The sequence below is a fragment of the Bradyrhizobium sp. genome, assembly GCF_035652035.1.
GTDB lineage: Bacteria > Pseudomonadota > Alphaproteobacteria > Rhizobiales > Xanthobacteraceae > Bradyrhizobium.
The window spans coordinates 42,702-67,171 of the sequence record NZ_DASREO010000038.1 but is presented as its reverse complement, the minus strand read 5'-3'; the positions used below and the strand labels follow the sequence as shown (position 1 = coordinate 67,171).

General features: G+C 61.8%; 24 protein-coding genes. 12 read left to right on the top strand and 12 right to left on the bottom strand.

Features of this window, described 5'->3' with window-relative positions; all coding sequences use genetic code 11:
• The first annotated feature begins 27 nt into the window (after positions 1-27).
• A complete protein-coding gene (locus VFB05_RS12330; RefSeq protein ID WP_325012633.1) occupies positions 28-828 on the top strand; it encodes a helix-turn-helix transcriptional regulator in 801 nt (266 codons plus the stop codon).
• A gap of 111 nt (positions 829-939) precedes the next feature.
• Positions 940-2,334, top strand: coding sequence for a malonyl-CoA decarboxylase (locus tag VFB05_RS12325; protein WP_325012631.1), 1,395 nt, complete (start codon positions 940-942; stop codon positions 2,332-2,334).
• A gap of 232 nt (positions 2,335-2,566) precedes the next feature.
• On the opposite strand, the gene VFB05_RS12320 is transcribed toward VFB05_RS12325, so the two are convergent.
• The 9 genes from VFB05_RS12320 to VFB05_RS12280 all read right to left on the bottom strand — a co-directional run bounded on the left by VFB05_RS12320 (position 2,567) and on the right by VFB05_RS12280 (position 11,077).
• Positions 2,567-3,256 (bottom strand): Fe2+-dependent dioxygenase, encoded by a 690-nt coding sequence (locus VFB05_RS12320; RefSeq protein ID WP_325012629.1) that lies wholly within the window; start codon positions 3,254-3,256, stop codon positions 2,567-2,569.
• Between the two features lie 4 nt (positions 3,257-3,260).
• On the bottom strand, positions 3,261-5,846 hold the full coding sequence (locus tag VFB05_RS12315; protein WP_325012626.1) for a TonB-dependent receptor: 2,586 nt from the start codon (positions 5,844-5,846) through the stop codon (positions 3,261-3,263).
• 189 nt (positions 5,847-6,035) lie between these two features.
• On the bottom strand, positions 6,036-6,290 hold the full coding sequence (locus VFB05_RS12310) for a hypothetical protein (RefSeq protein ID WP_325012624.1): 255 nt from the start codon (positions 6,288-6,290) through the stop codon (positions 6,036-6,038).
• Positions 6,291-6,520: 230 nt separating this feature from the next.
• Complete coding sequence (locus VFB05_RS12305) at positions 6,521-6,778, bottom strand: DUF3297 family protein (protein WP_325012622.1); 258 nt, start codon at positions 6,776-6,778, stop codon at positions 6,521-6,523.
• Positions 6,775-7,251 carry a glutathione peroxidase gene (locus tag VFB05_RS12300; protein WP_325012621.1) on the bottom strand — a complete coding sequence of 159 codons (477 nt, stop codon included), beginning with the start codon at positions 7,249-7,251 and terminating at the stop codon, positions 6,775-6,777. The genes VFB05_RS12305 and VFB05_RS12300 overlap by 4 nt, the downstream gene beginning before the upstream one ends.
• 4 nt (positions 7,252-7,255) lie before the next feature.
• On the bottom strand, positions 7,256-8,659 hold the full coding sequence (locus tag VFB05_RS12295) for an amidase family protein (protein WP_325012619.1): 1,404 nt from the start codon (positions 8,657-8,659) through the stop codon (positions 7,256-7,258).
• Between the two features lie 26 nt (positions 8,660-8,685).
• Entirely contained in the window at positions 8,686-9,219 is a 534-nt protein-coding gene (locus tag VFB05_RS12290) for a c-type cytochrome (RefSeq protein ID WP_325012617.1), read from the bottom strand.
• 119 nt (positions 9,220-9,338) lie between these two features.
• Entirely contained in the window at positions 9,339-10,586 is a 1,248-nt protein-coding gene (locus VFB05_RS12285) for a PQQ-dependent sugar dehydrogenase (RefSeq protein WP_325012615.1), read from the bottom strand.
• Positions 10,587-10,807: 221 nt separating this feature from the next.
• The gene (locus tag VFB05_RS12280) at positions 10,808-11,077 is read right to left on the bottom strand and encodes a DUF6894 family protein (RefSeq protein WP_325012613.1); all 270 of its coding nucleotides are present in this window, start codon (positions 11,075-11,077) and stop codon (positions 10,808-10,810) included.
• A 308-nt stretch (positions 11,078-11,385) separates the two neighbouring features.
• Here VFB05_RS12280 and pqqA point away from each other — a divergent pair, with 308 nt between their 5' ends.
• The 10 genes from pqqA to VFB05_RS12230 all read left to right on the top strand — a co-directional run bounded on the left by pqqA (position 11,386) and on the right by VFB05_RS12230 (position 21,673).
• Complete coding sequence (gene pqqA, locus VFB05_RS12275) at positions 11,386-11,466, top strand: pyrroloquinoline quinone precursor peptide PqqA (RefSeq protein ID WP_012029362.1); 81 nt, start codon at positions 11,386-11,388, stop codon at positions 11,464-11,466.
• 150 nt (positions 11,467-11,616) lie between these two features.
• Positions 11,617-12,543 (top strand): pyrroloquinoline quinone biosynthesis protein PqqB, encoded by a 927-nt coding sequence (gene pqqB / locus VFB05_RS12270; RefSeq protein ID WP_325012611.1) that lies wholly within the window; start codon positions 11,617-11,619, stop codon positions 12,541-12,543.
• An 11-nt stretch (positions 12,544-12,554) separates the two neighbouring features.
• Entirely contained in the window at positions 12,555-13,313 is a 759-nt protein-coding gene (gene pqqC / locus VFB05_RS12265) for a pyrroloquinoline-quinone synthase PqqC (protein WP_325012742.1), read from the top strand.
• Between the two features lie 9 nt (positions 13,314-13,322).
• Complete coding sequence (pqqD, locus tag VFB05_RS12260; protein ID WP_325012609.1) at positions 13,323-13,634, top strand: pyrroloquinoline quinone biosynthesis peptide chaperone PqqD; 312 nt, start codon at positions 13,323-13,325, stop codon at positions 13,632-13,634.
• A 10-nt stretch (positions 13,635-13,644) separates the two neighbouring features.
• Entirely contained in the window at positions 13,645-14,847 is a 1,203-nt protein-coding gene (pqqE, locus tag VFB05_RS12255; RefSeq protein ID WP_325012607.1) for a pyrroloquinoline quinone biosynthesis protein PqqE, read from the top strand.
• Positions 14,837-15,829: a prolyl aminopeptidase gene (pip, locus tag VFB05_RS12250; protein WP_325012605.1), complete on the top strand. Its 993-nt coding sequence runs from the start codon at positions 14,837-14,839 to the stop codon at positions 15,827-15,829. The genes pqqE and pip overlap by 11 nt, the downstream gene beginning before the upstream one ends.
• A 106-nt stretch (positions 15,830-15,935) precedes the next feature.
• Positions 15,936-16,601 (top strand): hypothetical protein, encoded by a 666-nt coding sequence (locus VFB05_RS12245; protein WP_325012603.1) that lies wholly within the window; start codon positions 15,936-15,938, stop codon positions 16,599-16,601.
• A 272-nt stretch (positions 16,602-16,873) separates the two neighbouring features.
• Positions 16,874-18,673, top strand: a complete 1,800-nt coding sequence (locus VFB05_RS12240) for an FAD-dependent oxidoreductase (RefSeq protein ID WP_325012601.1) — start codon at positions 16,874-16,876, stop codon at positions 18,671-18,673.
• Positions 18,643-20,490, top strand: coding sequence for a 2-oxoacid:acceptor oxidoreductase subunit alpha (locus tag VFB05_RS12235; RefSeq protein ID WP_325012599.1), 1,848 nt, complete (start codon positions 18,643-18,645; stop codon positions 20,488-20,490). Before VFB05_RS12240 ends, VFB05_RS12235 begins: the two co-directional genes overlap by 31 nt.
• Positions 20,491-20,617: 127 nt before the next feature.
• The gene (locus VFB05_RS12230) at positions 20,618-21,673 is read left to right on the top strand and encodes a 2-oxoacid:ferredoxin oxidoreductase subunit beta (RefSeq protein ID WP_325012596.1); all 1,056 of its coding nucleotides are present in this window, start codon (positions 20,618-20,620) and stop codon (positions 21,671-21,673) included.
• A 76-nt stretch (positions 21,674-21,749) separates the two neighbouring features.
• Here the strand turns inward: VFB05_RS12230 and VFB05_RS32150 are convergent, their stop codons facing one another.
• The 3 genes from VFB05_RS32150 to VFB05_RS12220 all read right to left on the bottom strand — a co-directional run bounded on the left by VFB05_RS32150 (position 21,750) and on the right by VFB05_RS12220 (position 24,340).
• Complete coding sequence (locus VFB05_RS32150; RefSeq protein WP_414643189.1) at positions 21,750-21,986, bottom strand: GCG_CRPN prefix-to-repeats domain-containing protein; 237 nt, start codon at positions 21,984-21,986, stop codon at positions 21,750-21,752.
• A 191-nt stretch (positions 21,987-22,177) separates the two neighbouring features.
• The gene (locus VFB05_RS12225; protein ID WP_325012594.1) at positions 22,178-22,945 is read right to left on the bottom strand and encodes a hypothetical protein; all 768 of its coding nucleotides are present in this window, start codon (positions 22,943-22,945) and stop codon (positions 22,178-22,180) included.
• 135 nt (positions 22,946-23,080) lie between these two features.
• The gene (locus VFB05_RS12220; RefSeq protein WP_325012592.1) at positions 23,081-24,340 is read right to left on the bottom strand and encodes an alpha-hydroxy acid oxidase; all 1,260 of its coding nucleotides are present in this window, start codon (positions 24,338-24,340) and stop codon (positions 23,081-23,083) included.
• Between the last annotated feature and the right edge of the window lie 130 nt (positions 24,341-24,470).

Genomic DNA, 24,470 nt, shown 5'->3' with positions numbered 1-24,470 from the left:
GCTATTTGCCCTGACGGGATGCCGCCAATGAATATCGTCGAGAAGCCAATTGCGATGGTCGCGGGCCGCCGGATTTCGACCGGCGACGGCATTCACCTGCTGGCCAACGAATACCCCAGGGGCACCCGGCTCGACCCCCATATGCATCGTGAGGCGCAACTGGTTTATGCGGCACGCGGCACCATGCAGGTTACGACTCCAAAAGGACGCTGGCTGGTGCCGCCGGATCGCGCGGTGTGGGTGCCGCCGGGTCTGGCGCATTCCATCGATGTGCTCGCCGATATCGAAATACGCACGCTGTATTTCGATCTGGCGTGGCTCAAGCGTGAGCAACAGAGCCCTGACCTGACCCACGAATTCGTCGTGCGCGTCTCGCGGCTATTGCACGAGACGATCCTTGCCCTGTTCGACGGCCGCAATGATGCCGACCGCACCACGCTGTTGATCCGGCTGGCCATGCTCGAATTGCACCAGGCCGAGGACTCCACGACCTTCATTCCGCTGCCACAGGAACCCCGTTGCCGCCGCGCGGCGAGCATCGTGCTCGAGGATCCTACCGCGCTGCATGAAATCGAGACGCTTGCACGGCAGGTCGGCACCTCGGCACGCACGCTGTCGCGGCTGTTCGCGTCCGAAACGCAATTGAGCTTCAAGAGCTGGTGCCAGCGGGCGCGGATCGCCGCGGCCATCGAGCGGCTGTCAACCGATACCAATGTCTCGATCAAGCAGGTCGCGGGCGAATTGGGCTATGCCAGCCTCCCTGCATTTTCGCATGCCTTCAGGCAGGTTACCGGCCGGACGCCGACCGAATTTGTCCAAAAAGATTAATTGCCGTTTTTCGTAACTGGCATGACAAATTGTTGTGCTTGATTGGCGCGCACTTCGGCTTAAATCAATGTAAGATTCACCCGCACTCAAGACAGATACGATCGGTCAACGATGGCCAACGCCTTCTTCAGCGACCTGCTTGCAACCATTTCGGAGCGCGGACGCACCCTGCTCCACCGCGGCAAGCCGGACGACGGCAAGGAGGACGCCGGAGGCCTGATTGCGCTCTGCGAGGCGGTATTGTCCGGCCGCGGCGAGGCGTCCGGCACCGCGATGGCCAGCGAAGTTCTGGATCGCTATCACGATCTCGACGCCACCGAGCAGCTTGCCTTCTTCCAGGCGCTGGCGCGCAATTTTGGCCCCGATCGGGACAAGGTCAACAAGGCCATCGAAGCCTGGATGGCCGAGCCCGGTGACGGCAATGGCGGCGCGCTGCACTTTGCTTCCGAGCCGCGGCGGCAGGAATTGATCCGGCGGCTGAACCGTGCACCCGGCGGCACCGCCGACCTGGTCGCCATGCGCGCCGACCTGCTCAGCCTCATGAACGGCGACAAGAACGGCAACGGCGATGAGACCAGCGCCAGGGACCTCGCCGCGCTCGACCGCGACGTCGTGCATCTTTTGGCCTCATGGTTCAACAGAGGGTTTCTCGTGCTGCGCCGGATCGATTGGTCGACCCCCGCCAACATTCTGGAAAAGATCATCCGCTATGAGGCGGTACACGAAATCCGCGGCTGGAACGATCTGCGCCGCCGCATCGATCCGGTTGACCGGCGCTGCTACGCGTTCTTTCATCCCGCCCTCGTCGACGAGCCGCTGATTTTCGTTGAGGTGGCGCTGACGGAGGATATCCCCCATGCGATCGCGCCTCTGCTCGCGGAAGACCGTGAGCCGGTCGCTGTCGAACGTGCACGCACCGCCGTGTTCTACTCGATCTCCAACACCCAGCGCGGCCTCGGCGGAATTTCCTTCGGCAATTTCCTGATCAAGCAGGTGGTCGAGGAGTTGCGCCGCGAATTGCCGAAGCTTGAAAATTTCGTGACGCTGTCGCCTGTGCCGGGCTTCACGAAATGGCTGAAAACGACGGCCTACCTTCCCGTCACCGAGGACGAGCGACCCGTCCTGAAACATCTCGACGAGCCCGATTGGTGGCGCAATCCCGAGTTGGAAGGTCAGCTACGTCCTATCGTCGAGACGCTCGCCGCGTATTATTTCCTGAAAGCACGCACGGCCAAGGGGCGACTGATCGATTCGGTGGCGCGTTTCCACCTCGGCAACGGTGCGCGGCTGGAACGGATCAACTGGCTCGGCGACGTCTCGCCCAAGGGTCTGCGCGAGTCCGCCGGCGTCATGGTCAACTATCTCTATCGCCTCGACGACATCGAGAAGAACCACGAAGCCTATGCCAACGACGGCACCATCGTTGCGTCGAGCGCCGTGAAGAAGCTGCTCAAGGCCGAAGGCCGCCGGCTGCTCGACATCGTCGCCTTGCAGAAGCAGGCGTAGCGGCCGATGACCGTTGCTCTGGTCCTTCCCCCGCGCAGCGTGGGGAGGGTGGCCGGCCGAAGGCCGGTCGGGTGGGAGCTTGGCAGTCGCTGGTAATGCATCTTCCATCGCATGGAGAGTGGAGCCTTCGCAACAACGCGAGATGCCGCTCGGATACCCCCACCCCGGCGCTACGCGCCGACCCTCCCCGCAAGGGGGAGGGATAAGAAGCGCCGGCATTCCTGATAAAAGATCAAACCTCAGCCCAGACACGGATAAGGTTGTGATAGACGCCGGTCAGGCGGACGACTTCCGGATCGTCGCGCCCGAGCCGCTCGACCAGCGCCTGGATCGCGTTATCAAGATCGAAAATCAAGCTCCGCGCATGGGCGTCGCGGATCATGCTTTGCAGCCAGAAGAACGACGCGACGCGCGCACCCCGCGTCACCGGCGTCACCATATGCAGGCTCGACGCCGGATAGACCACGAGGTCGCCGGCCGGCAGCTTGACCTCGTGCGAACCGTAGAGGTCTTCGACGACCAGCTCGCCGCCGTCATATTCATCGGGCTCCGACAGAAACAGCGTCACCGACAAATCGGTGCGGATACGCAACCCCGTGAGGCGATCGCCGCGCACGGCGTTGTCGACATGGATGCCGAAATGATGCCCGTCCGCGGCCCGGTAGCGATTGAACAGCGGCGGAAAGATCTGCAGCGGGATCGCCGCCGAGATGAAGCGCGGATTGGACGCCAGCGCCGAGACGATGCGGTTGCCGAGCTCGCGCGCGATCTCGCTGTCCGGCGGCAACTGCTCGTTGCTCTTGACCATCGCCGACTGCGCGCCGGCAGTCGAGCGGCCGTCTTCCCAGGCGCTTTCGTCCATGAGGCGGCGGAACTCCGCCACCTCATTCTTGCTCAACACGTTCTCGACGCAGCTCAGCATCGGCTCAGTACCGCGCCGAGAGCACGAGATAGGCGGCGCGTCCCGGCGCTTCCAATACGAACGGCGTGCCGCTTTGATAGAGCGCGTCGTAATAGAGCTTGTTGGTGATGTTGTTGACGTAGAGCTTGAGCTTCCAGTTCTTGTCGATCTTGGCTTCGACAAAGGCGTCATAACGCCAGTAGCTCGGGATCGAGGTGCCTTCGTTGGCGGCGAGCAGCGTGCCGCCATAGACCTTTGAGCGATAGACGGCCTGCCCGCCGATCTCCCACATGTCGTCAAGCTGGTACTTATTGAGCAGGCTGAACGATTGATGCGCGACGTTGGCGAGCGGCAGTCCGACGTCGGTCGTGTACAGAAACGGCTGCGGCATGTTCGCCGTCGGCACGTTCGACTTCGTCACCGCAGATTGCATCAGCACGAGACCGCCGAACACGCTCCACTTGTCCGTGATCTTGCCGCCGACGCCGAGATCAATGCCGCGCACGTAATAGGCTGAACCCGCGATGATGCAGGAAATGCTCCCTGTCGTCCCCGCCGGATACGGACATGAGGCCGTCTGGTTCGCGGTCGAGGAGACGTTGAACGCTTCGCGGGCGTTGTCCTTGGTGGTCTGGAACAGCGCTGCGGTCAGTAACAGATGGCGGTTGAATAATTCCCATTTGGTGCCGATTTCGGCCGCCTTGTTCTTCTCCGGTCCGAAGATCTGGTTCGGATTGCCCGACACTACCGGCGCCAGGCCGCCATAGGCGGTGCTGGTGCCGTCGAATTCCGAGCCGACCGGATCGGACGAGGTCGCATAGGCCGCATAGACGCTGCCATTCGGCAACGGCTTGATCGTCACGCCGACATTGAAGTTGGGCAGGCCGAATTCAGCCTCCTGCGTGCCGAAAGTCGAGACGCCGCTGAGCGCGCCCCAGCCCGACGTGTTGATGCGGTAATCGTCATAGCGGACGCCGCCATTGAGGATCAGGACGTCGTTGTAGTTGATCGAGTCGAGCGCATAGACGCTTGACGTGTCGATCCGGACCTTGGTCGGCATTCCCATCAGCGCCGGCGTCGTGCTGAACGGCGTGTCGGTGAACTGCGGATTGTAAATGCTGACCCCGCTCAACGACCCGCTGCCCGTGAACGGGTTGCCGGTAACCGTCTCCGAACTGAGGCCCGTATATTTGTCGATCGAGGTTCGTTCCTGGGAAACTTCGACGCCGTCGAGCAACGTATGCCTGAAACCGCCGGCGTCGAACTTGTAGGTGGCCTCGGTCTGGTTGGCGAGCACTTGCGTCGGCTGGTAACGGCTTTGCGGGTTGGCGGTGACCGTCGCGTTCGTCGGCGGGCTGGTCGCGATCGGCGTTTCCGCCAGCGTGCCGACGTAACTGTTGAGCGACTGCGAGGCGCGCATCTTGTCACTGATGACAAGATCGGGCGTGACGTGGACTTCAGTGTTGACCGTGCCGATGTCCTGCTGGACGTGGAAAAAGTCGCGATAGACCAGGCCGTAGAAATTATTGCGGTTGACGCCAATGTCCGGGTATGGCGCGCCCGCGGTCGAGGTGAACTGCTGGCTGCTCGATCCGTTCGAACCGGGCCGGTAATACGGCACGCCGAAATCGGGAATGCCGTGCAGGTCGGTGTGAATGTAGTCTGTGGTGACCTTGATCGCATCGGTCGGCGTCCACTTGGTGGCGACAAACGCGCCATCGCGGTCATCGGTGGTGTTGTTGCGGCCGGCCACGTCGGCATCCTGGAACATGCCGCCGGCGCGCATGGCAAAGGTCGGACTGATCATCTGATTGATGTCGAGCTGAATCCGCCTGGTCTGGTCGGTGCCGAACGTCGTATCCATGTTGTAGAAGCTCTTGTCGGTCTGCGCCTCCTTGGTGACGATGTTGATGGCGCCGCCGGTGGTGCCGCGGCCGGCAAAGGACGACGCCGGGCCGCGCAGGATTTCGATCTGCTCGGTGAAGAAATTCTCGCGCACGCTGACGCCGGAGTCGCGCACGCCGTCGATGAAGACGTCGTTGCGGGCATCGAAGCCGCGGATGAAGAAGCGGTCGCCGAAGGCGTTGCCGCCCTCGCCGCTGCCGAGCGTGACGCCGGCCGTGCTCAGGATCGCCTGCTTGAGCGTGGTCGCGTTCTTGTCCTCGATGATGTCCTTGGTCAGCACCGTCACCGTCTTCGGCGTGTTGAGCAACGGCTCGGGAAACTTGCCCGACGCCTGGAGACGGTCACCCTTGTAGGGCGCGGCCGGATCCGCATAACGATCGCGATCCGCCGCGAGCGCCGGAGCAGCGGCCGCCGGCGCGGGCTTGGCCTGTTGTTGCTGGCGCCTCGCGGCACGGCGCAGCGCGTTGCGGGCCCTCACCTGATCTGGCGTTGGCGCGGTCGCCGCTGGCTTTTGCCGCGCGACCGGCGCATCGACCGAGACCGGAGGCAAGCTCGTCTGCTGCGCTTCGGCGCCCGAGAATGATGCAACGGCGACAAGCCCCGCCACGGCCGAAACCTTGCCGCTGGAGTGACCGTTCAGCCTTTCGCCGTTGAAATTGATTGCCGCATTCGCGCGCAGCGAACGCGGTGCTCTCACCGTGCCCATCAGAGTGCCCCATCATTCTTTTTGGCTCATGCCTTCCTTGCAAGAGCGATGACGGTTGCTATCGACCGGCAAATTCGCGGTCAACACGAGGTGGCTTTGAATATTCCTAGATCAAATCGATTCTAATTTTGAATTTGAAATCGCTCTAAGAGTCTTTCCGAGCGCTGGCAGGAAAGAACCATCCACGCGTTATTCGGCGTGCGCTTCATCCGTACTCGGCGGCTTCATCAGCGAGAACAATTCGTCGACGCTCTGCTTTGCAATCTCGCGCGCCCGCTCGGAATTTTGCGTGCCCGCAATATTGATGCCCTGCACGACCGCTCGCATCTCATCGCGAAATTCGGTCAAAAACTGCAAAGGGTCCCGGGAATTATTGGCAACGCGCGCAATCAGCCCGGCAATCAGAAGCTGGCAGGCAATCATGCGTCCGTTCAGTTCGTCCATCGCTTGCGCCAATCCCGATTCCGCACGACCTATCGCGTGCGCCGGTCGCCTTACCATCGCGGGACGATTGCGCTATCGCGGAGTGGGTTTTGTTTGAGAGATTCTAAGAACCAGTGTTCGTCATGGCCGGGTTTATCCCGGCCATCCACGTCTGGCTTCGTCAAAGCAAGTCGTGGATGCCCGGGTCAAGCCCGGGCATGACGGCGCCGCGGTCGTCCACAGAACGCCTATCACTTCTTGTCCCGGAAATACGGTTCGACCGGACCATGCACCTTGATGGTCAGGGGATTGCCGTAGCGGTCTTTGGCGTTGCCGGCGGTGATGCGAATCCAGCCCTCGCTGACGCAATATTCCTCGACGTTGTTCTTCTCGATGCCCTTGAAACGAATGCCGACGTCGCGCGCCAGAACAGCCTCGTTGTAATAGGGGCTCTCGGGATCGACGCAGAGCCGGTCGGGCAATTGATCGGTTTCGTTGTTCTCGTTCACAGCAATGCCTCGATTTCCCTAGTGAGCGACCCTGGCGTCGTGGTCGGCGGGTAGCGCCCGATCACCTTGCCCGAACGGTCAACCAGGAATTTGGTGAAATTCCATTTGATCGCCGAACCGAGCAGCCCGGTTTTTTCACGCCGAAGGTATTGATACAGCGGATGGGCGTTATCGCCGTTGACCTCGATCTTGTCGAACATCGGAAAGCTGACCGCATAGTTCGACGTGCAAAATTCGCCGATCTCCGCAGCGCTGCCCGGCTCCTGCCGGCCGAACTGGTTGCAGGGAAAGCCGAGCACGGAAAAGCCGCGCGCGCCATATTGCTGCTGCAGCGCTTCGAGGCCTTTGTATTGCGGGGTGAAGCCGCAAGCACTCGCGGTGTTGACGATCAGAAGCACCTTGCCCTCGAACCGCTTGATCGGGGTGTCTTCGCCGGCAAGCGACTTGGCGGAAAAATCGTAGATCGAAGTCATCTCTTCAACCCTTATAAGGATCGACCGGCGAAGACGGCACCCCGCCAGCCTCGATCGCCTCGCCCGCGAGCAGGCAGAGATCCTCGCGGTAGCGGCCGGCGACGACATGAACGCCAACCGGCACGCGGCCGACCAGGGAGGTGGTCACCGTCAGGCCCGGCAGGCCCATGAAGGGGATCGCGATCTGCGGCAGTTGCGCGTGCCAGACACGGGCGAAAGACACATCGTCCTTGGTGTCGAGTTCGTCCGGGAACGGCAATTCGCCGGACACCGGCATCACGAGCACCGGATATTTTTCCAAAAACAGCGACCAGTCGCGGACCAGCGTTGCACGGCGCGTCAGAATTTTCGACAGCGTCAGATGATCGAACGGATAGACCTTCGACCGGTTACCGCGCAGACAAGCGAGCGCGCCTGGATCGCCCTCGCGCTCGGCTGCCGCGAGCTGTCCTTCATAATTGTCGCCGAGCCAGAGTTTGGTCTGATGTTCGGCCGCTTCCTTCAGCGGCGGCAGCGAGGTGACTTCTTCGACCGTCCACCCCGCGCGTTCGAGCCGCCTGGCGGCATCGACCACCGCGGCCTTCACCTCAGGCACAGGATCGAGCCCGTCGGGATTGACGCACACCGCCGCGCGCTTGGGCGTCCTTGGACCTTCGAGCGGCGCCGGCACATACCAGGGATCGCGCACATCCGGCGCCGACATCGCCGCGAGCGAAATCCGCAAATCACCAATGGTGCGTGCGAGCGGTCCCGAGACCGCCGCGATCTGCGGGCCAATGGTGCGCTCGGGCAACGCGGCATTGTAGGCGGGAATGCGCCCCGTTGTGGTGCGCAGGCCGTGCACGCCATTGGCATAAGCGGGGTAACGGATGGAGCCCGCGATATCGGTGCCGTGCGCGATATGGCCGATGCCGGCTGCGACCGCAGCACCCGCGCCGCCGGACGAGCCGCCTGGCGTGATCGAGGGATCGCGCGGATTTTTGGTGTTGCCGTGGACGAGATTGGTAGTGAACCAGCGATAGCAGAACGCCGGACAATTGGTGCGCCCGAGCATGACGGCCCCGGCCTTGCGCAGATTGTCGACAACCGGGCTGTTGTCCTGCGCAATGAGATCGCGCTGCATCCTCAGGCCATTGGTATTGACGTAACCGGCCTGGTCGATATTGCCCTTGATCGTCACCGGGACGCCCGCGAGCAGGCCCGGGTCCTGACCACGCGCGATCGCCGCATCGACCTCGGCCGCCTGCGACAGCACGTCATCCGGGCGATGGTCGACCACCGCATTGATCGCGGGGTTGACGGCATCAAGCCGCTCGAGCGCCGACGTCGCGGCCTCCCTGGCTGAAATCTGCTTCGACCTGATCAGGCCGGCCAGTTCTTCGGCCGGCAGGCGCCAGAGTTCTTTCATGTTCAGCCCCTTTGTCGGCCTTTGTATCAGCGAAGGTGCGAGATGTAATAGGCAAGATCCGGGATCTGGTCCTTCGTGACCTCGCCCATCACATCCGCCATGGTGCCATCATAGCCGTGCCGGGTGTTGTCCTTGTACTCACCGAGCGTCTTGTTGAGATAATCCTCGCGCTGGTTGGCAAGGCGCGGCACGTTCTCCTTGCCCGAGAAATCGGCGTTGTGGCAGGAATTGCAGCGGTGTTGCTGCGCCAGCGCCTGCCCCTTCTGCATGCGCGCGGCATCGCCAGCTTCCGCCGGCGGCTGCGGCTTCGGCAGTTTCGAGACAAAGTCGGAAAATTTCTGCAAGTCGTCGTCGGTGAACGATTTCACCATGTCGTTCATCGGCTCGAAGGTGCGCAGCTTTTCGCGAAACATGAAAAGCTGGATCAGCGCATACGGCGCCTGCTGGCCGCCGAGCGAGGGCGTGTTTTCCATCTCGGATTGGCCGTGTTCGCCGTGACAGGCAAAACACTGCACCGCCCGTTGCTCAATCGTTTCCGCCGCGTTGACTGAGCCGGCCATTGAAGCAAACGCCAGCGTTGCGATTATTCTTGTTATTGTTCGCATCGATGAATCACCCGTTCCCCAAAAAGAAAATCGGGGGCGAACCGTCCGGTCGCCCCCGATTGCGATCCTAGCTTTTATTGGTTGGCAACCTTTTGCTTGCCGTAGCTCAGACGGTAGACCGCGCCATTCCAGTCATCGGAAATGAGCATCGAACCGTCCTTCATCATCATCACGTCGACCGGACGTCCGACATACTTGTTGTCCTGAAGGAAGCCGGTGACGATCGGCTCGATGTTCTTGACCGTGCCGTCCTTGTTCAGGTGCGCGACGACAACGTCACCGCCGAACTTGTTGGTCCGGTTCCACGAGCCGTGGCGTGCAATGATGGGCTGGTTCTTGAAGGCCGCCGGGAACATCTTGCCGGTGTAGAAGCGCATGCCGAGCGACGCCGCGTGCGGACCCATCAGGCCGACCGGCGGCGTGTAATCGCTGCACTTATGTCCCCAACCGAATTCGGTGTCGGGAATGTTGCCCTGCCAGCAATAGGGCGCGCCAAAGTGCTCGCCGACCTTGGTGACGCGGTTGAGCTCGTCGTTCGGCAGGTCTTCCGAGAACCAGTCGCGGCTGTTGTCGGTGAAGTAGAGCTGCTTGGTTTCCGGATTCCAGTCGAAGCCGACCGTGTTGCGGACGCCGACGGCGACCACTTCCGCTCCCGAACCGTCGAGGTTGATGCGGCGGATCTGGCCGTGATCCTTGTCATGCAGCACGTTGTTGCCTGGCTGGCCGACCGGAACGTAGAGCTTGTTGTCCGGTCCGATGGCGATGAACTTCCAGCCGTGCGCTTCGTCCTTTGGCAGGTCGTCGTAGACCACCGTCGGCTTCGGCGGATTGTCGAGATTGTCCTCGATGTGTTCGATCTTCGACACCTTCGACAGCTCGGCGATGTAGAGCGTGCCGTCCTTGAAGGCGACGCCGTTCGGCCGGTAGAGGCCGGAAGCGATGATCTTGACCTCGCGTTTGCCGTCCTTGTTGACGATGGCATAAACCTTGTCGACCGTGCGGCTGCCGACGAAGACGGTGCCCTTGTCGCCCAGCGCCATCTCGCGCGCATTCGGCATGCCGGCGGCATAGACTTCGAGGTTGAAGCCGGCCGCGGTCTTCAGCTTGTCCATCGGCAGCTTGTCGGGCGCGGCTGCGAGCGGCGGAGCCACCTGCGGAGCCAGTTTTTGTGCCGCTTCATTGTCAGGACGGCCGATCATCGGCGAACCCGGGGGAAGCGGCTGGGCCGGCGCAGGCGTCTGGGCGGCCGCGCCATAGCTGAAAATGCTGATGAAGGCGCCCGCCAGCAACAGGCTGCGCGGCACCGATGAACTGATCCTCATAATCTTCTCCCTTTGTGGAAGTCTTCGATCCGTGCGCGAGGCAAACCCGAGGCAGTCCCTTGGCCCCCGACGGTGGACTTCATCCCATAGTGTGGAATATTTCCGAGCCCGGACGCAATCAGAAACATCTTTCAAGCGGTTGCGGGAAGCGCGTCGCGGGACCAGCGGACGCTGGTGCGACACCTTAACCGTCCTGAACCCGGCCGGCCCGCCGGCGCCTATCAATGCTTCGTGACGGATATGTTGTCGTCATCCGCATCGCTGTCGTCCAGCACGGCCTCGGCAAAGGGAAACTCCAGCACGATCTCGCCTTCATCGTCCGTCACCTCAAGCACGGCCCGCATGAGGCTCTCGACGCCCTCGATTTTCAGGAGCTCGTGGATCATGGCGCGGGCGACTTCCCAGGCACGATCAGGGTTGCGCAATTCTTCGCCCTCGGGGTCGGCGATCACCTCGTCGCCGATTCTCGTATTGAAGAAGTATCGCGGCATGATCGAACCTGTTTTCGGCTAGAGGGTCGGATATCGGCAGGCCGGACCCGCCGTCTTTCACAGTTGCTTTATCTGGCACTTGCCGGCGCGGACCAGCCAATCCCCAACGCACATTCTCGCCAGAAGAACCTATTGATGCGTCATTGGTTTGACGGGAACCCGGTCACGGATCTTCGAAAAGATTGTGCAATGCAACAATTTCTTTCGGCTGGCCGCAAGCCAAGAAGATTCCACTGGCGAACTTTTTGATCTGTACTAACTTGTCAGGAGGGCGGAAGTCGTCCGGTTTCATCTTAAGGAGAGCCAAAATGGCCTGGAAAGCACCGAAGATCGTTGAAGTGCCGGTCGGCATGGAAATCAACATGTATGCCTGCGCCGCCCGCAAGTAAGCGACGGCATCACACTACGTCTTGAACAAGGTGGATCGCCGGGAGTGATGCGTCCCATCCGGGAGCGCTTGTCACCCCGCGTCCACCTTTTAAGTTTTCAGAGCTCGAACTCTCAGACATCCAAGTTTCAGGGATTCCAGGAGACGGATCATGTTGCGCGTCGTCGTCCTGGGCGCCGCGGCGGGTGGCGGCGTTCCGCAGTGGAATTGCGGCTGCCGGGTCTGTCAGGCGGCGCGAACCGACCATCCCGGACTTCAAAGCACGCAGGCGTCAATCGCGATCAGCGCGGACGGCGACCATTGGTTCCTGATCAACGCTTCGCCGGATCTGCGCCAACAATTGATCAACGCGCCACAGCTTCACCCTGCCCCCGGCAAACTTCGGCATTCGCCGGTTTCAGGCGTCATCCTGACCAACGGCGAGATCGATGCGATCGCAGGCCTGTTGTCGATGCGCGAAGGCTGGCCGTTTACGATCTACGCGCACCCAAAAGTGCTCGCGACCTTGAAGGCCAACAGCGTCTTCAACGTGCTGAGCGAAAAGAACGTGCACCGTCGGCCGATCGAGATCGATCAGGCGTTCGAACTGACGCTTCCGGATGGGTCGTCCTCCGGCATTGAAATCCTGCCTTTTGAGGTCACCGGCAAGGGCGCGTGGTACCTCGAAGGCGAGCGCCGCGAGGGGACCAAGGCCGCGGGCGATACGCTCGGCCTTCGCATCCGCGACAAGGCGACGGGCAAGTTCTTCTACTTTCTGGCCGCTTGCGCCGAAGTGACCGACGATCTCAAATCGCGGCTGAAGGGAGCCAGCCTCGTGTTCTTCGACGGCACGGTGTGGCGGGACGACGAGATGATCCTGGCCGGCCTTGCCACCAAGACCGGGCGAAGCATGGGACATATTTCGATGTCGGGCGAACAAGGCGCGATCGCAGCCCTTGAAAGTCTTGGCATCGGACGAAAGATATTCTTGCATATCAACAACTCGAACCCGGCGCTGCTTCCCGATTCCGAGGAACGCAAAGCGGTCGAGCGGGCGGGATGGCAGATCCCGGCGGATGGAATGGAGATTATCCTGTGAAGCTGGAAGGGATGACTGCGCAATCGCTCGGGGCCAAGACCATGCTGAACGGCGCCGCGGAACTCGAAGCTGCGCTGCGCTTCATCGGCGAGACGCGCTATCACAGCCTGCACCCGTTTCATAAGCTGCTGCACGGCGGCAAGCTCAATAAGGGCCAGGTGCAAGCCTGGGCGCTGAACCGCTACTATTACCAGAGCACGATCCCGATCAAGGATGCCGTGGTGATCTCGCGCTTCCGCGATCGCAACACCCGCCTGGAATGGCGGCATCGCATCGAGGACCATGACGGCGATACGGGTGCGGAAGGCGGCATCGAACGCTGGCTGAAACTGACCGAAGGCCTTGGGCTGGATACGGCCTACGTCGAATCCACCGAGGGCATCCTGCCGGCAACGCGCTTTGCGGTCGAAGCCTACGTGCATTTCGTGCGCGACAAGAGCCCGCTGGAAGCCATCGCCTCCTCGCTGACGGAACTGTTCGCGCCCAATCTGCATGAAGAGCGCATTTCCGGCATGCTGGCGCACTATGACTTCGTGAACCCGGACATTATGAGCTATTTCAGCCGACGCCTGACCCAGGCGCCGCGCGATGCCGGCTTTGCGCTCGATTACGTCAAGAAGCATGCCCATACGCCGGAACAGCGCGCGGCGGTCTGCAACGCGCTGATCTTCAAGACCAACGTGCTATGGGTTCAGTTGGATGCGCTGTATCATGCCTATGTCGAGGGCCATATTCCGCCGGGCGCCTTTGTGCCGAGGGAAGGCAAGTAGAGAAACGCAATGGCATCGGGCCGCAACATCACCGTCAGCGAAACGAGCCGGCCGAAACTGCCGCGCCACACCCGCCTGAAATTCGATGAGACGCGCCAGGTCTGGGTGATCCTTGCGCCGGAGCGCGTGCTCGCTCCCGACGAGATCGCAGTGGAAGTGTTGCATTTCTGCGACGGCGTGCGCAGCGTCGCCGAGATGGTCGATCAGCTCGCCGCCAAATATGCCGCGCCACGCGAGGCGATCTCGTCAGACGTGATCGCCATGCTGCAGGACCTCGCCGACAAGGGCTTTCTCACCGAGGCACGGGAGAACGCGCCATGAGACCACGATCATGAGTCCGACGCTGACCGATGCCAATCAGGCCGTGACCGATCCCGCCGACGGGCTGGCGGCGCTGGAATCGCGCCGCTCCACGGCTGAGACGTATGGCATTCCGCTCGCCGTGCTCGCGGAAGTGACTCACCGCTGTCCGCTACAATGTCCATATTGCTCGAACCCGGTCGAACTCGACCGCGCCGGCAGCGAACTCACGACGGACGAATGGAAGAAGGTCTTGTCCGAGCTCGCCGAGATCGGCGTGTTGCAGATTCATTTTTCCGGCGGCGAGCCGACCGCGCGCAAGGACCTGGTCGAACTGATCCAGCATGCCAGCGATGTCGGGCTTTATTCCAACCTGATCACATCAGCGGTGTTGCTGACGCGCGAAAGACTTGCAGCCCTTGGCGATGCCGGGCTCTGCCACGTGCAGATCAGCTTCCAGGGCAACGAGCCTGTGGTGGCCGATCGCGTCGCCGGCTTCAAGGGGCACGCCAAGAAGCTCGAAGTTGCGAAATGGACGCGCGAGCTCGAACTGCCATTGACGGTAAACGCCGTCATGCATCGTCAGAACCTGCACCAGCTCTCCGACATCATCCAGATGGCGGTCGATCTCGACGCCGACCGGCTCGAAGTCGCCAACGTGCAATATTACGGCTGGGCGCTGAAGAACCGCGCCGCCTTGATGCCGACGCTGGAGCAGATCGAGGAAACGAGCCGCATCGTCGAGGATGCGCAAGCGCGGCTGAAAGGCGTTCTCGCCATCGACTATGTCGTGCCGGATTACTACGCGCTGCGGCCGAAGAAATGCATGGGCGGCTGGGGACGGCAGTTCTTCAATATCTCGCCGGCCGGCAAGATCTTGCCGTGCCATGCGGCCGAGAGCATCACGGGGCTCGAGTTCGAATCCGTGCGCTCCAACCATTCGATCGCCTGGATCTGGCAAAACTCGGAAGCGTTCAACCGCTATCGCGGAACGGGGTGGATGCCCGAGCCATGCAAGAGTTGCGAATTCCGCGAGGTCGATTTTGGCGGCTGCCGCTGTCAGGCCTTCGCGCTGACCGGCGATGCCGGCAACACGGACCCGGCCTGCACGCTGTCGCCGCATCACGACCGGATTTTCAAGGTCGCATCCGAAGAGGCCGCCGGCGACCACAACCGCTTCATCTATCGCAATTTTGCGGGTGGCACGCCGGAGCCGAGCGACGATGGGGCCTGATGCGGACGCCGGCAAATCGATTGCACAGCGCGCCGATCCCTTTGCGCCGCTGACATCGGAGCTTTTGCCGGTCAGCGACGGCCACAGCATTCATGTGGAGAGCGTCGGCCGCGAAGGCGGCATTCCCGCCGTCTATCTGCACGGCGGGCCCGGCAGCGGCTGCCAACCCGATCACCGCCGCCTGTTCGATCCCGAGCGATTTCACGCCGTGCTGTTCGATCAGCGCGGCGCGGGGCGCAGCCGCCCGAAGGGCCGCCGCGAGAACAATACGACGGCAGCGCTGATCGCGGACATGGAGACGATCCGCGAAAAATTTTCCTTCGATCGCTGGATCGTGGCCGGTGGCTCCTGGGGCGCGACGCTGGCTCTGGCTTACGCGCAGGCCCATCCTGATCGCGTGTCGGGCATCGTGCTGCGCGCGACCTTCCTCGGCACACGTGACGAGCTCGATGGCGCTTTCCTGAAAACGCTGCCGCAGTTTTATCCCGGGCTCAGCGAGGATTTCATCACCCTGTTGCCGGAAGCCGAGCGCACTCAGCCGCTGGAGACCTACTGGCGGCGCATTCTCGATCCCGATGCGGCGGTGCATGCGCCCTTCGCGCGCGCCTGGCACGATACCGAACGGATCCTGTCGGAGCATTTGCCCTCGCGCACGCGGCTCGACCTGACGTCGCTCAAATCGTCGGGTCCCCTGCCCGCGACGCCGTTCATGGAAGCGCATTACTTTGCCAATGATTGCTTCATGCGGCCGAACCAGATTCTGGACGAGGCCGACAGGCTGAAGGGTATTCCCGGCGTCATCGTACAGGGTCGCTATGATCTCTTGTGCCCGCCCGCAACCTCGCATGCGCTGGCGGCAAAGTGGCCTGATGCCGAGCTTCGCGTCGTTGAAGGCGCCGGTCACACGCTCTACGATCCCGGCGTGCGCAATGCGGTGATGCGCGCGATTGCGGACGTCGCATCGAGGATAACTGGCCAATGACGCCGTCATTGCGAGCGGAGCGAAGCAATCCAGGAGTCTTACGTAAAGCTGGATTGCTTCGTCGCTGACGCTCCTCGCAATGACGAGAAGATTCGGAGACACAAAAATGCCGATCGCCGGAAAAGGCATGCTGCTCACATCGATGGATGTCGACCCCGAGCACGAGGAAGATTTCAACCGCTGGTACGATCGCGAGCATCTGGAAGAGCGCGTCGCCATCGACGGCTTCATCGAGGCCCGGCGCTACGTTGCCGAAGACGGCGCGCCGAAATATCTCTTTCTTTATTCGACGCAATCGATCGAAGTCCTCGACAGCCCCGCCTACAGGAACCGTCTCGCCAACCCGACCGAGTGGTCGAAGACGACGATGGCGCGCTTCAAGAACATGCTCCGCGCGGTCGCGCGCATCACCATCAGCCGCGGCAAGGGCCGCGGTGCTGTGCTGGGCATTGTCCGAATTCGTCCCCCAGGCGGCGGGCACGATACGCTACGAGAGGCGCTGCGCGCGGCGCTCGATCCGCACTTCGCCGATGGCGTCGTTTCGGCACACCTGATCGAGAGCGATCCGGCGTTGTCCGGCCCGACGGCGGAAATCCGCAACGCCGCGGGCGCAGGCGCCGGCGACTGGTTCGTCTTGATCGACGCGACGGATATCACGCCAGCCGAGACGGCAATGCGACGCGTGACCGACAACATCGCCCTCAAGCCGATGATCATCTCGATCGGCGTCTATCGCCTGCTCTGGGACATCGCGAAAGCCGACATTTCCTGATGCAACCATTTCATAGGAAGAAATATTACCACCAGTAGCTTCGCATTTCGCTCATGCTGCACTGCCACATAAACTCGCTTTTATGATGAACGCAGCCGCCGGCGTGCAAAACCGCAAGTTCAAACAAAATTGGCTTTGTAGAGCGGCGTGATTGGCTTTAATACGAGAAGCCGATCATACGATTTGAGAAGCGAAAAGAACGCCGCGATCAGAGCGTTCGCAAGCAAGATAAGGCCGCGCCGTTGGAGTTTTTTGAGCGCGGATAGGTAGGAATGAAACCGACTGATATCTCGGCGCCGGACTACTTCCACAAAGTAGTCGACTGCCAATGGGCCTGTCCCGCGCACACTCCCGTCCCGGAATATATCCGCTTGATCGCCGAAGGCCGCTACAGCGACGCCTATATGATCAATTGGAAATCGAACGTGTTTCCCGGAATTCTGGGACGCACTTGCGATCGTCCATGCGAGCCGGCCTGCCGACGCGGCCGCGTCGAGGAAAATCCGGTCGCGATCTGCCGCCTCAAGCGCGTCGCCGCCGACTTCAAGGATGACATCAAGAGCCGCCTGCCGCGCCCGGGCGCGAAGAACGGCAAGCGCATCGCCATCATCGGCGGCGGCCCGGCATCGCTCACCGTGGCGCGCGATCTCGCCCCGCTCGGCTACCACTGCACCGTGTTCGACCAGGACCCCAAAGCCGGCGGCATGATGCGGACGCAGATTCCGAAATTCCGCTTGCCGGATTCGGTGATCGACGAAGAGACCGATTACATTCTGGGCCTCGGCATCGAGTTCAAGGGCGGCACGCGCATCGACAGCCTGAAGAAGCTCTTGTCGGAGAACTACGACGCGATCTTCGTCGGCTCCGGCGCGCCGCGTGGTCGCGAGCTCGACATTCCCGGACGTAAAGAGGCCGCCGCCAACATCCATATCGGCATCGACTGGCTCTCCAATGTCTCCTTCGGCCATATCGACAGGATCAACAAGCGCGTGATCGTGCTCGGCGGCGGCAACACCGCGATGGATTGCTGCCGCACCGCGCGCCGCCTCGGCGGCGAAGACGTCAAGGTGATCGTCCGCTCCGGCTTCGAGGAGATGAAGGCGAGCCCTTGGGAAAAAGAAGACGCCATGCATGAGGATATTCCGATCCTCAATTTCATGGTGCCGATCGCCTTCGTGCACAAAAACGGCAAGCTTACCGGCGTCACCTTCCAGAAGGTGAAGGCCGAATATGACGCCAAGGGCAAGCGCTCTCTGGTGCCGTCAGGCGAAGCCGACGAGACCATCAACTGCGACGACGTGCTGGTCGCTGTTGGCCAGGAGAATGCATTCCCCTGGATCGAGCGCGATTGCGGCATCGAATTCGACAAATGGGACATGCCGAAAGTCGATCCCAAGACCATGGGCTCAACTCATCCGAAGGTGTTTTTCGGCGGTGACGCCGCGTTCGGCCCGAAGAACATCATCTGGGCGGTCGCGCATGGCCATGACGCCGCGCTCTCGATCCACCGGCTCGTCTCCGGCGAAGACGTCAACGAGCGGCCGCTGCCGCAGGTGACTATCTCGTCGCAGAAGATGGGCATCCACGAGTGGAGCTACGACAACGACATTTCCGACGAGAAGCGCTTCAAGGTGCCGCATCGCGACAAGGTGGTGGCGCTGAAGGATATCCGCGCCGAAGTCGAACTCGGCTACGACCTCAAGCTCGCGCTCGGCGAAGCGCAGCGCTGCCTGAACTGCGATGTGCAGACGGTGTTTTCGACCTCGCTCTGTATCGAATGCGATGCCTGCGTCGACATCTGCCCGATGGATTGCATCACCTTCACGGAGAACGGCGACGAGGCCGATTTGCGCAAGCGGCTGAAGGCGCCGTCGCAGCATGCCGACCAGGATCTTTACGTCTCGAGCGACCTCAAGACCGGGCGCGTCATGGTGAAGGACGAGGACGTCTGCCTGCACTGCGGGCTGTGCGCCGAACGTTGTCCCACCGGCGCCTGGGACATGCAGAAATATCTCATCGATATGACCTACGCAGGAACATCATGTCCGTCCAAAGCCCGATCAGCAGCGTAAACGACTTCGTCGTTCGCTTCGCCAACGTCAACGGCTCGGGTTCGGCCAGCGCCAACGAGATGTTCGCCCGCTCGATCCTTCGCCACGGCGTTCCGGTTTCGCCCCGCAACATCTTTCCATCCAACATCCAGGGCCTGCCGACCTGGTATGAAGTGCGGGTGACCGAAGATGGCCATCTCGGCGCGCGCGGCGGCGTCGACATGATGGTCGCGATGAATCCGCAGACCTGGGACAAGGACGTGATGTCCATCGAACCGGGCGGCTACCTGTTCTACGATTCCACCAAGCCGCTGCCGGCCTCGAAATTCCGCGCCGACATCACCGTGATCGGCGTGCCGCTGACCGCGATCACCAATTCCACCTATACCGATCCGCGCCAGCGCCAGCTGTTCAAGAACATCATCTATTTGGGCGCGCTCTGTGCGCTGCTCGACATGGACCCGAAGCTGATCGAGCAACTGATCGGCGAGCAGTACAAGGGCAAGGAAAAGCTCCTGTCGTCGAACGTCCACGCGCTGCATCTGGGACGCGACTGGGCGCTGCAAAACCTCAAATGCCCGATCGGGTTGCGCGTCAAGAAAGCCGACAAGGTCGGCGATCGCATCTTCATCGAAGGCAACAGCGCGGCTGCGCTCGGGGCCGTCTATGGCGGCGCCACCGTTTGCGCCTGGTATCCGATCACGCCGTCATCATCGCTGGCGGATGCCTTCTCTAGTCATTGCAAAAAGCTGCGGCACGACCCCGAGACCGGCAAGGCGAAATACGCGATCGTGCAGGGTGAAGACGAACTCGCCTCTATCGGCATCGTGATCGGCGCCGGCTGGAATGGCGCGCGCGCCTTCACCGCGACGTCCGGCCCCGGCATTTCGCTGATGACCGAATTCATCGGCCTTTCGTACTTCGCCGAGATTCCGGCGGTGATCATGAATGTGCAGCGCGCAGGTCCCTCCACGGGCATGCCGACCCGCACCCAGCAATGCGACATCATCGCCTGCGCCTACGCTTCGCACGGCGACACCAAGCATGTGCTGTTGTTTCCTGAGGATCCCGCAGAGGCCTTCGAATTTGCCGCGCAATCGTTCGACCTGGCCGAGCGGCTGCAGACCACGATCTTCCTCATGCTCGATCTCGACATCGGCATGAACCACCGGCTCTGCCGCCCTCTGAAGTGGGACGACGCCCGGCAATACGACCGCGGCAAGGTGATGACCGCCGAAATGCTCGATGAGGGACGCGACTTCGGCCGCTATCTCGATGTCGACGGCGACGGTATTCCCTATCGCACCTATCCGGGCACCCATCCGACCAAGGGCTCCTACTTCACCCGCGGCACCTCGCGCGACCGCTATGCGCGCTATTCGGAAGAAGGCGCGGTCTACGCCGACAACATGCAGCGCCTCTTACGCAAGTTCGAGACCGCGCAGGACATGGTGCCGCGGCCGTTGCAGGCCAATGCGGCCAAGCCAACCAAATACGGTGTGATCTATTTCGGCTCGACCGCACCGGCGATGGATGAGGCGATCCAGATCCTGGAGGACCGCGGCCATACCCTCGATCGCATGCGCATCCGCGCCTTCCCGTTCCACTCCTCCGTCGCGAGCTTCATCGCCGACCACGACTTCGTGTACGTGGTCGAGCAGAACCGCGACGCCCAGCTTCGCACGCTGATCGTCAACGAAAACGGCATCGATCCGGTGCGGCTCGTTCCGATCCGCCATTACGACGGCACGCCGATCACCGCGCGTTTCATCGCGAACGCGATCGGCGAACATCAGGATCAGCTCAAGCTGACTCCGCTGCGCAAGGTGAAGTCATGACCTCTGGTCTGACTTCTCCTTCGTCATGCCCGGCTTCATGCCGGGCATCCACGTCTTTCCTTTTCCTGGCCAAGACGTGGATGGCCGGGACAAGCCCGGCCATGACGGCTGGACCGAAGGTGAAGTCATGACCTACATTGCAAAACCCAAATTTCATCATCCGGGTCTGACCAAGAACCGTCTCGGCTATACGCATCGCGATTACGAAGGCAAGATTTCGACGCTGTGTGCCGGCTGCGGCCACGACTCGATCACGGCGTCCATCATCGAGGCCTGCTACGAGCTCTCGATCGAACCGCATCGCGTGGCGAAGATTTCCGGCATCGGCTGCTCGTCGAAGACGCCGGACTACTTCCTCGGCAATTCCCACGGCTTTAATTCAGTGCATGGCCGCATGCCGTCGGTGCTGACCGGCGCCAATCTCGCCAACCGCGATCTGATCTATCTCGGCGTGTCCGGCGACGGAGATTCCGCCTCTATCGGCTTTGGCCAGTTCGCGCATTCGATCCGGCGCGGCGTCAACATGACCTATATCGTCGAGAACAACGGCGTCTACGGCCTGACCAAGGGCCAATTCTCGGCGACCGCCGACCGCGGCTCGAAATCGAAGAAGGGCGTGACCAACACCGACAACGCGGTCGATCTCGTCGCGATCGCGCTTCAGCTCGGTGCAAGCTTCGTGGCGCGCAGCTTCTCCGGCGACAAGACCCAGCTCGTGCCGCTGATTGCAGCCGCCATCGAGCACAAGGGCGCAGCCTTCCTCGACGTGATCAGCCCGTGCATCGCCTTCAACAACCACGCCGGCTCGACCAAGAGCTTCGATTATGTGCGCGAACATAATGACGCGGTGAATCGCCTCGACGTGCTGACCGGCCGCGAGCCGATTTCGGTCGATTACGCGCCGGGCACGGTGCAGGTGGTCGAACAGCACGACGGCAGCAAGATCGCGCTGCGCAAGATCGACGCCGATTACGACGCGCACGACCGCGTCGGCGCGCTGGCCTTCCTGCAAAAGCACGCCGCCAAGGGCCAGATCGTCACCGGACTGCTTTACGTCGATCCCGACTCGGAAGATCTGCACAGCCACCTCAACACGGTCGAGCAGCCGCTCAACCGCCTCGAGGCCGACGTGCTCTGCCCCGGCACGGCTGCGCTGGATAAGATCAACGCCAGTCTGCGCTGAGACCTTCCCGCGCGAATGATTTCGGAAATAAGAACGGCCGGGTCGCAATGACCCGGCCGTTTTCGTGTTCAACCGATCAGTTGGGCCAGCACCGGTGGCGCTCCGGTCCGAGGTGATATCCGGGAGGGCAAGCCCTGCCGTCGAACATCGGATGGCACCTTCCACCCGGTCCGCGCCACCAGCCGCGCCCGCAGCCTTCTGCAACCTTGATTATCGAGCTGTTAGCGGCCCCAGCTGGCGCAAGCGTAACCGCCGCACTAGCGGGGTTCGCAAGACCAATCGCCAGCGCAGCGCCGACAAAGATCGTCCGCATCATCCTGTATCTCCCTTTGATTGAACAAGGCGCGATTGATTTACCGAACGGGCCGGTAAATCAGCCGCGACGCTAGCACCGGCCTTGTGAAAGGCGGATGAACAATCTCTCTGCACGGGCCGCTCGAATGTTTCTCTCTGGCAACAATTGAACGCTTGTGCACCGGCCGTCGGACGCCGACCGCACAACACTCACGAACGCGGTGCCGCACCCGGATGCGAGCCGGCGCGCTGCGGCAGGAACACGATGCAGGCGAGAATGGCGACGGCGAGAATCGCCGTCGCGTGATAGCGGCTGAAGGCGAGGCCGCCGTCCTGTATGGGCTTGTCGAGCAGGTCTCCGAGCGTGGCGCCGAGCGGGCGGGTCAGAATGAACGCAGCCCAGAACAGCGGCGTTCGGGAGACATCGGTCCAAAGATAGATCGCGGCGATCACCGCAAGGCCTGCGGCGAAAACCAGCGCGCCGCCTTCGTAACCGAGGCCGTTGGTGTCGGCGACCCAGTCGCCAAGCGCTGTTCCGAGCGTCTGCGAAAACAGGATCGACACCCAATAGAGGATTTCGACTCTCGGCGTCGCCACGGTATTGACCGACACCGTTCCTTCCGACGTGTACCAGATGCCGAGGGAGATCATCAGCAACGCAAAAAGCAGCGACGCGCCGCCGGGGTAGCCGACGCCGAGCGAACGGTCGGCGAAATCGGCCATGGTAGTGCCGGCGGTCGTGGTTGCGACGATCACAAACCAGTACAGCAGCGGGTGAAAGGATTTCGCGCAAATCTGCGCAACGACCGCGACGAGCAGGATGCCAATGAAAATCAGGCTGCTGATCGCATAGCCAAGACCCATCGACATCGAAACAGCGTCGCCGCCGGTTTCACCAAGCGTTGTTGCAAGTATCTTGATGATCCAGAAGACGAGCGTGACTTCGGGGACCTTGCTTTGCGGCAAGTCTGAAACCATTCGGCGCGTCCTCGGCCCCGTGCAAAGTTTTTCGTAAAACAGGCACATCCCTGCCCGGCCGCTTGCGAAGCGGTCAGGTTCATCAACGGTCGGGCCGTTGAACGGTTCCGTCAGCAGGAACCAGCGAAAGCGCCTTCAGGTCACCCGGCGCACGTAGCTTGCATTGAGATCCTTCACCGATTTTGCGCCGCATTGCTGCATGGCAGCTCTGGTCTCGGTGCGCACGAGCTCCAGCACCCGCTCGACGCCTGCCTGGCCGAACGCGCCCAGCCCCCAGAGATAGGGACGACCGACGCCGACGGCCTGCGCGCCCATCGCCAGGGCCTTCACCGCATCGGTGCCGCGGCGGAAACCCGAATCGACGATGACGGGAATTCGGCCCTTCACGGCTGCGATGATCTCCGGAAGCGCGTCAATGGTCGAGCGGCCGTTGTCCTCGCCGCGTCCGCCGTGGTTGGAGACCAGAATGCCGTCGAGGCCGTTCTGCACGGCGAGCTCTGCATCGTCAGCCGTCACGATGCCCTTCAGCATGATTTTCATTTTGGTCACGTCACGCATGCGCTTGACGGTGTCCCAATCGAGATTGGAGGACTCGCCGCCGCCCTTGATGCCGGAAAGGTCGATGCCGTCGTAGTTGTGCCGGCGCAGCGCGCGGGCGGCAAAGCTGGAGCGATCGTGACAGCCCGAGCATTCGCGAGTATCGGACTTCATCAGGCGGAAAAGCGTCTCCTGATTGCGCCCGGCAATGCGATCGATCGTCACCATCAGCACCGGACAGCCGGCACCGTCCGCGCGCTTGATCAGCGCTTTCGCCACCTCGAAGCTCGGCGAGGCATAGAGCTGGAACCAGATCGGCGCGCCGCGCTCCTTTGTAACGTCATCGACCGAGAAGTTCGACGAGGTCGAGAGCATTTGCAGGTGATTGCCGGCCTTTGCTGCCCTCGCGACCGCGAGTTCGCCGTCCGGGTGAAAGAACTGGTTGGCGCCGGTCGGGCAGATGAAGATCGGCGAGTCGTATTTCACACCGAACAGCTCGATCGAGGTATCGACCTTGGAGACATCGTTGAGCCGATGCGGCATCAACTGGAATTTCTTGAAATCCTCGCGGTTGGCGCGCAGCGTCGTTTCGTCGTCAATGCCGGAGGCCATATAGCCGAAATGGGCCGGCGGCACGTTCTGGCGAGCAACCGGTTCGAAATCGAAGACGTTGATGGCCTCTTTCGGCGTCTTGATGAGATCGATGCTGCCGGGGGGCGCCCACATCATTGGGTCGGGCAGTTTGGACGGCGCTTCCAGCGCCTTGGCGGCAAACGCGCCCGAGGCCAGCAGCGGCGAAGCCGCGCAATATTGCAAAAAGCGGCGGCGGCTGGTGGCGCGAATATCCTCTGACGACATGTGATGCTTCTCCCCTGTGCTTATTTTTATGGAGGTACGATAGCAGTGGCAAAGATGACCCGGAAGGCTCCGGCCATGGCAAGCCAGACATGCATGCCAGTCGTGCCAGCGCCCGCACGAAGTCCAAAAA

Excerpts from the sequence above, each read along its gene's own strand:
- VFB05_RS12330 (WP_325012633.1), top strand. The coding sequence starts at position 28 with ATGAATATCGTCGAGAAGCCAATTGCGATGGTCGCGGGCCGCCGGATT.
- VFB05_RS12325 (WP_325012631.1), top strand. The coding sequence starts at position 940 with ATGGCCAACGCCTTCTTCAGCGACCTGCTTGCAACCATTTCGGAGCGC.
- VFB05_RS12320 (WP_325012629.1), bottom strand. The coding sequence starts at position 3,256 with ATGCTGAGCTGCGTCGAGAACGTGTTGAGCAAGAATGAGGTGGCGGAG.
- VFB05_RS12315 (WP_325012626.1), bottom strand. The coding sequence starts at position 5,846 with ATGGGCACGGTGAGAGCACCGCGTTCGCTGCGCGCGAATGCGGCAATC.
- VFB05_RS12310 (WP_325012624.1), bottom strand. The coding sequence starts at position 6,290 with ATGGACGAACTGAACGGACGCATGATTGCCTGCCAGCTTCTGATTGCC.
- VFB05_RS12300 (WP_325012621.1), bottom strand. The coding sequence starts at position 7,251 with ATGACTTCGATCTACGATTTTTCCGCCAAGTCGCTTGCCGGCGAAGAC.
- VFB05_RS12295 (WP_325012619.1), bottom strand. The coding sequence starts at position 8,659 with ATGAAAGAACTCTGGCGCCTGCCGGCCGAAGAACTGGCCGGCCTGATC.
- VFB05_RS12290 (WP_325012617.1), bottom strand. The coding sequence starts at position 9,219 with ATGGCCGGCTCAGTCAACGCGGCGGAAACGATTGAGCAACGGGCGGTG.
- VFB05_RS12285 (WP_325012615.1), bottom strand. The coding sequence starts at position 10,586 with ATGAGGATCAGTTCATCGGTGCCGCGCAGCCTGTTGCTGGCGGGCGCC.
- VFB05_RS12280 (WP_325012613.1), bottom strand. The coding sequence starts at position 11,077 with ATGCCGCGATACTTCTTCAATACGAGAATCGGCGACGAGGTGATCGCC.
- pqqA (WP_012029362.1), top strand. The coding sequence starts at position 11,386 with ATGGCCTGGAAAGCACCGAAGATCGTTGAAGTGCCGGTCGGCATGGAA.
- pqqB (WP_325012611.1), top strand. The coding sequence starts at position 11,617 with ATGTTGCGCGTCGTCGTCCTGGGCGCCGCGGCGGGTGGCGGCGTTCCG.
- pqqC (WP_325012742.1), top strand. The coding sequence starts at position 12,555 with ATGACTGCGCAATCGCTCGGGGCCAAGACCATGCTGAACGGCGCCGCG.
- pqqD (WP_325012609.1), top strand. The coding sequence starts at position 13,323 with ATGGCATCGGGCCGCAACATCACCGTCAGCGAAACGAGCCGGCCGAAA.
- pqqE (WP_325012607.1), top strand. The coding sequence starts at position 13,645 with ATGAGTCCGACGCTGACCGATGCCAATCAGGCCGTGACCGATCCCGCC.
- pip (WP_325012605.1), top strand. The coding sequence starts at position 14,837 with ATGGGGCCTGATGCGGACGCCGGCAAATCGATTGCACAGCGCGCCGAT.
- VFB05_RS12245 (WP_325012603.1), top strand. The coding sequence starts at position 15,936 with ATGCCGATCGCCGGAAAAGGCATGCTGCTCACATCGATGGATGTCGAC.
- VFB05_RS12240 (WP_325012601.1), top strand. The coding sequence starts at position 16,874 with ATGAAACCGACTGATATCTCGGCGCCGGACTACTTCCACAAAGTAGTC.
- VFB05_RS12235 (WP_325012599.1), top strand. The coding sequence starts at position 18,643 with ATGTCCGTCCAAAGCCCGATCAGCAGCGTAAACGACTTCGTCGTTCGC.
- VFB05_RS12230 (WP_325012596.1), top strand. The coding sequence starts at position 20,618 with ATGACCTACATTGCAAAACCCAAATTTCATCATCCGGGTCTGACCAAG.
- VFB05_RS32150 (WP_414643189.1), bottom strand. The coding sequence starts at position 21,986 with ATGCGGACGATCTTTGTCGGCGCTGCGCTGGCGATTGGTCTTGCGAAC.
- VFB05_RS12225 (WP_325012594.1), bottom strand. The coding sequence starts at position 22,945 with ATGGTTTCAGACTTGCCGCAAAGCAAGGTCCCCGAAGTCACGCTCGTC.
- VFB05_RS12220 (WP_325012592.1), bottom strand. The coding sequence starts at position 24,340 with ATGTCGTCAGAGGATATTCGCGCCACCAGCCGCCGCCGCTTTTTGCAA.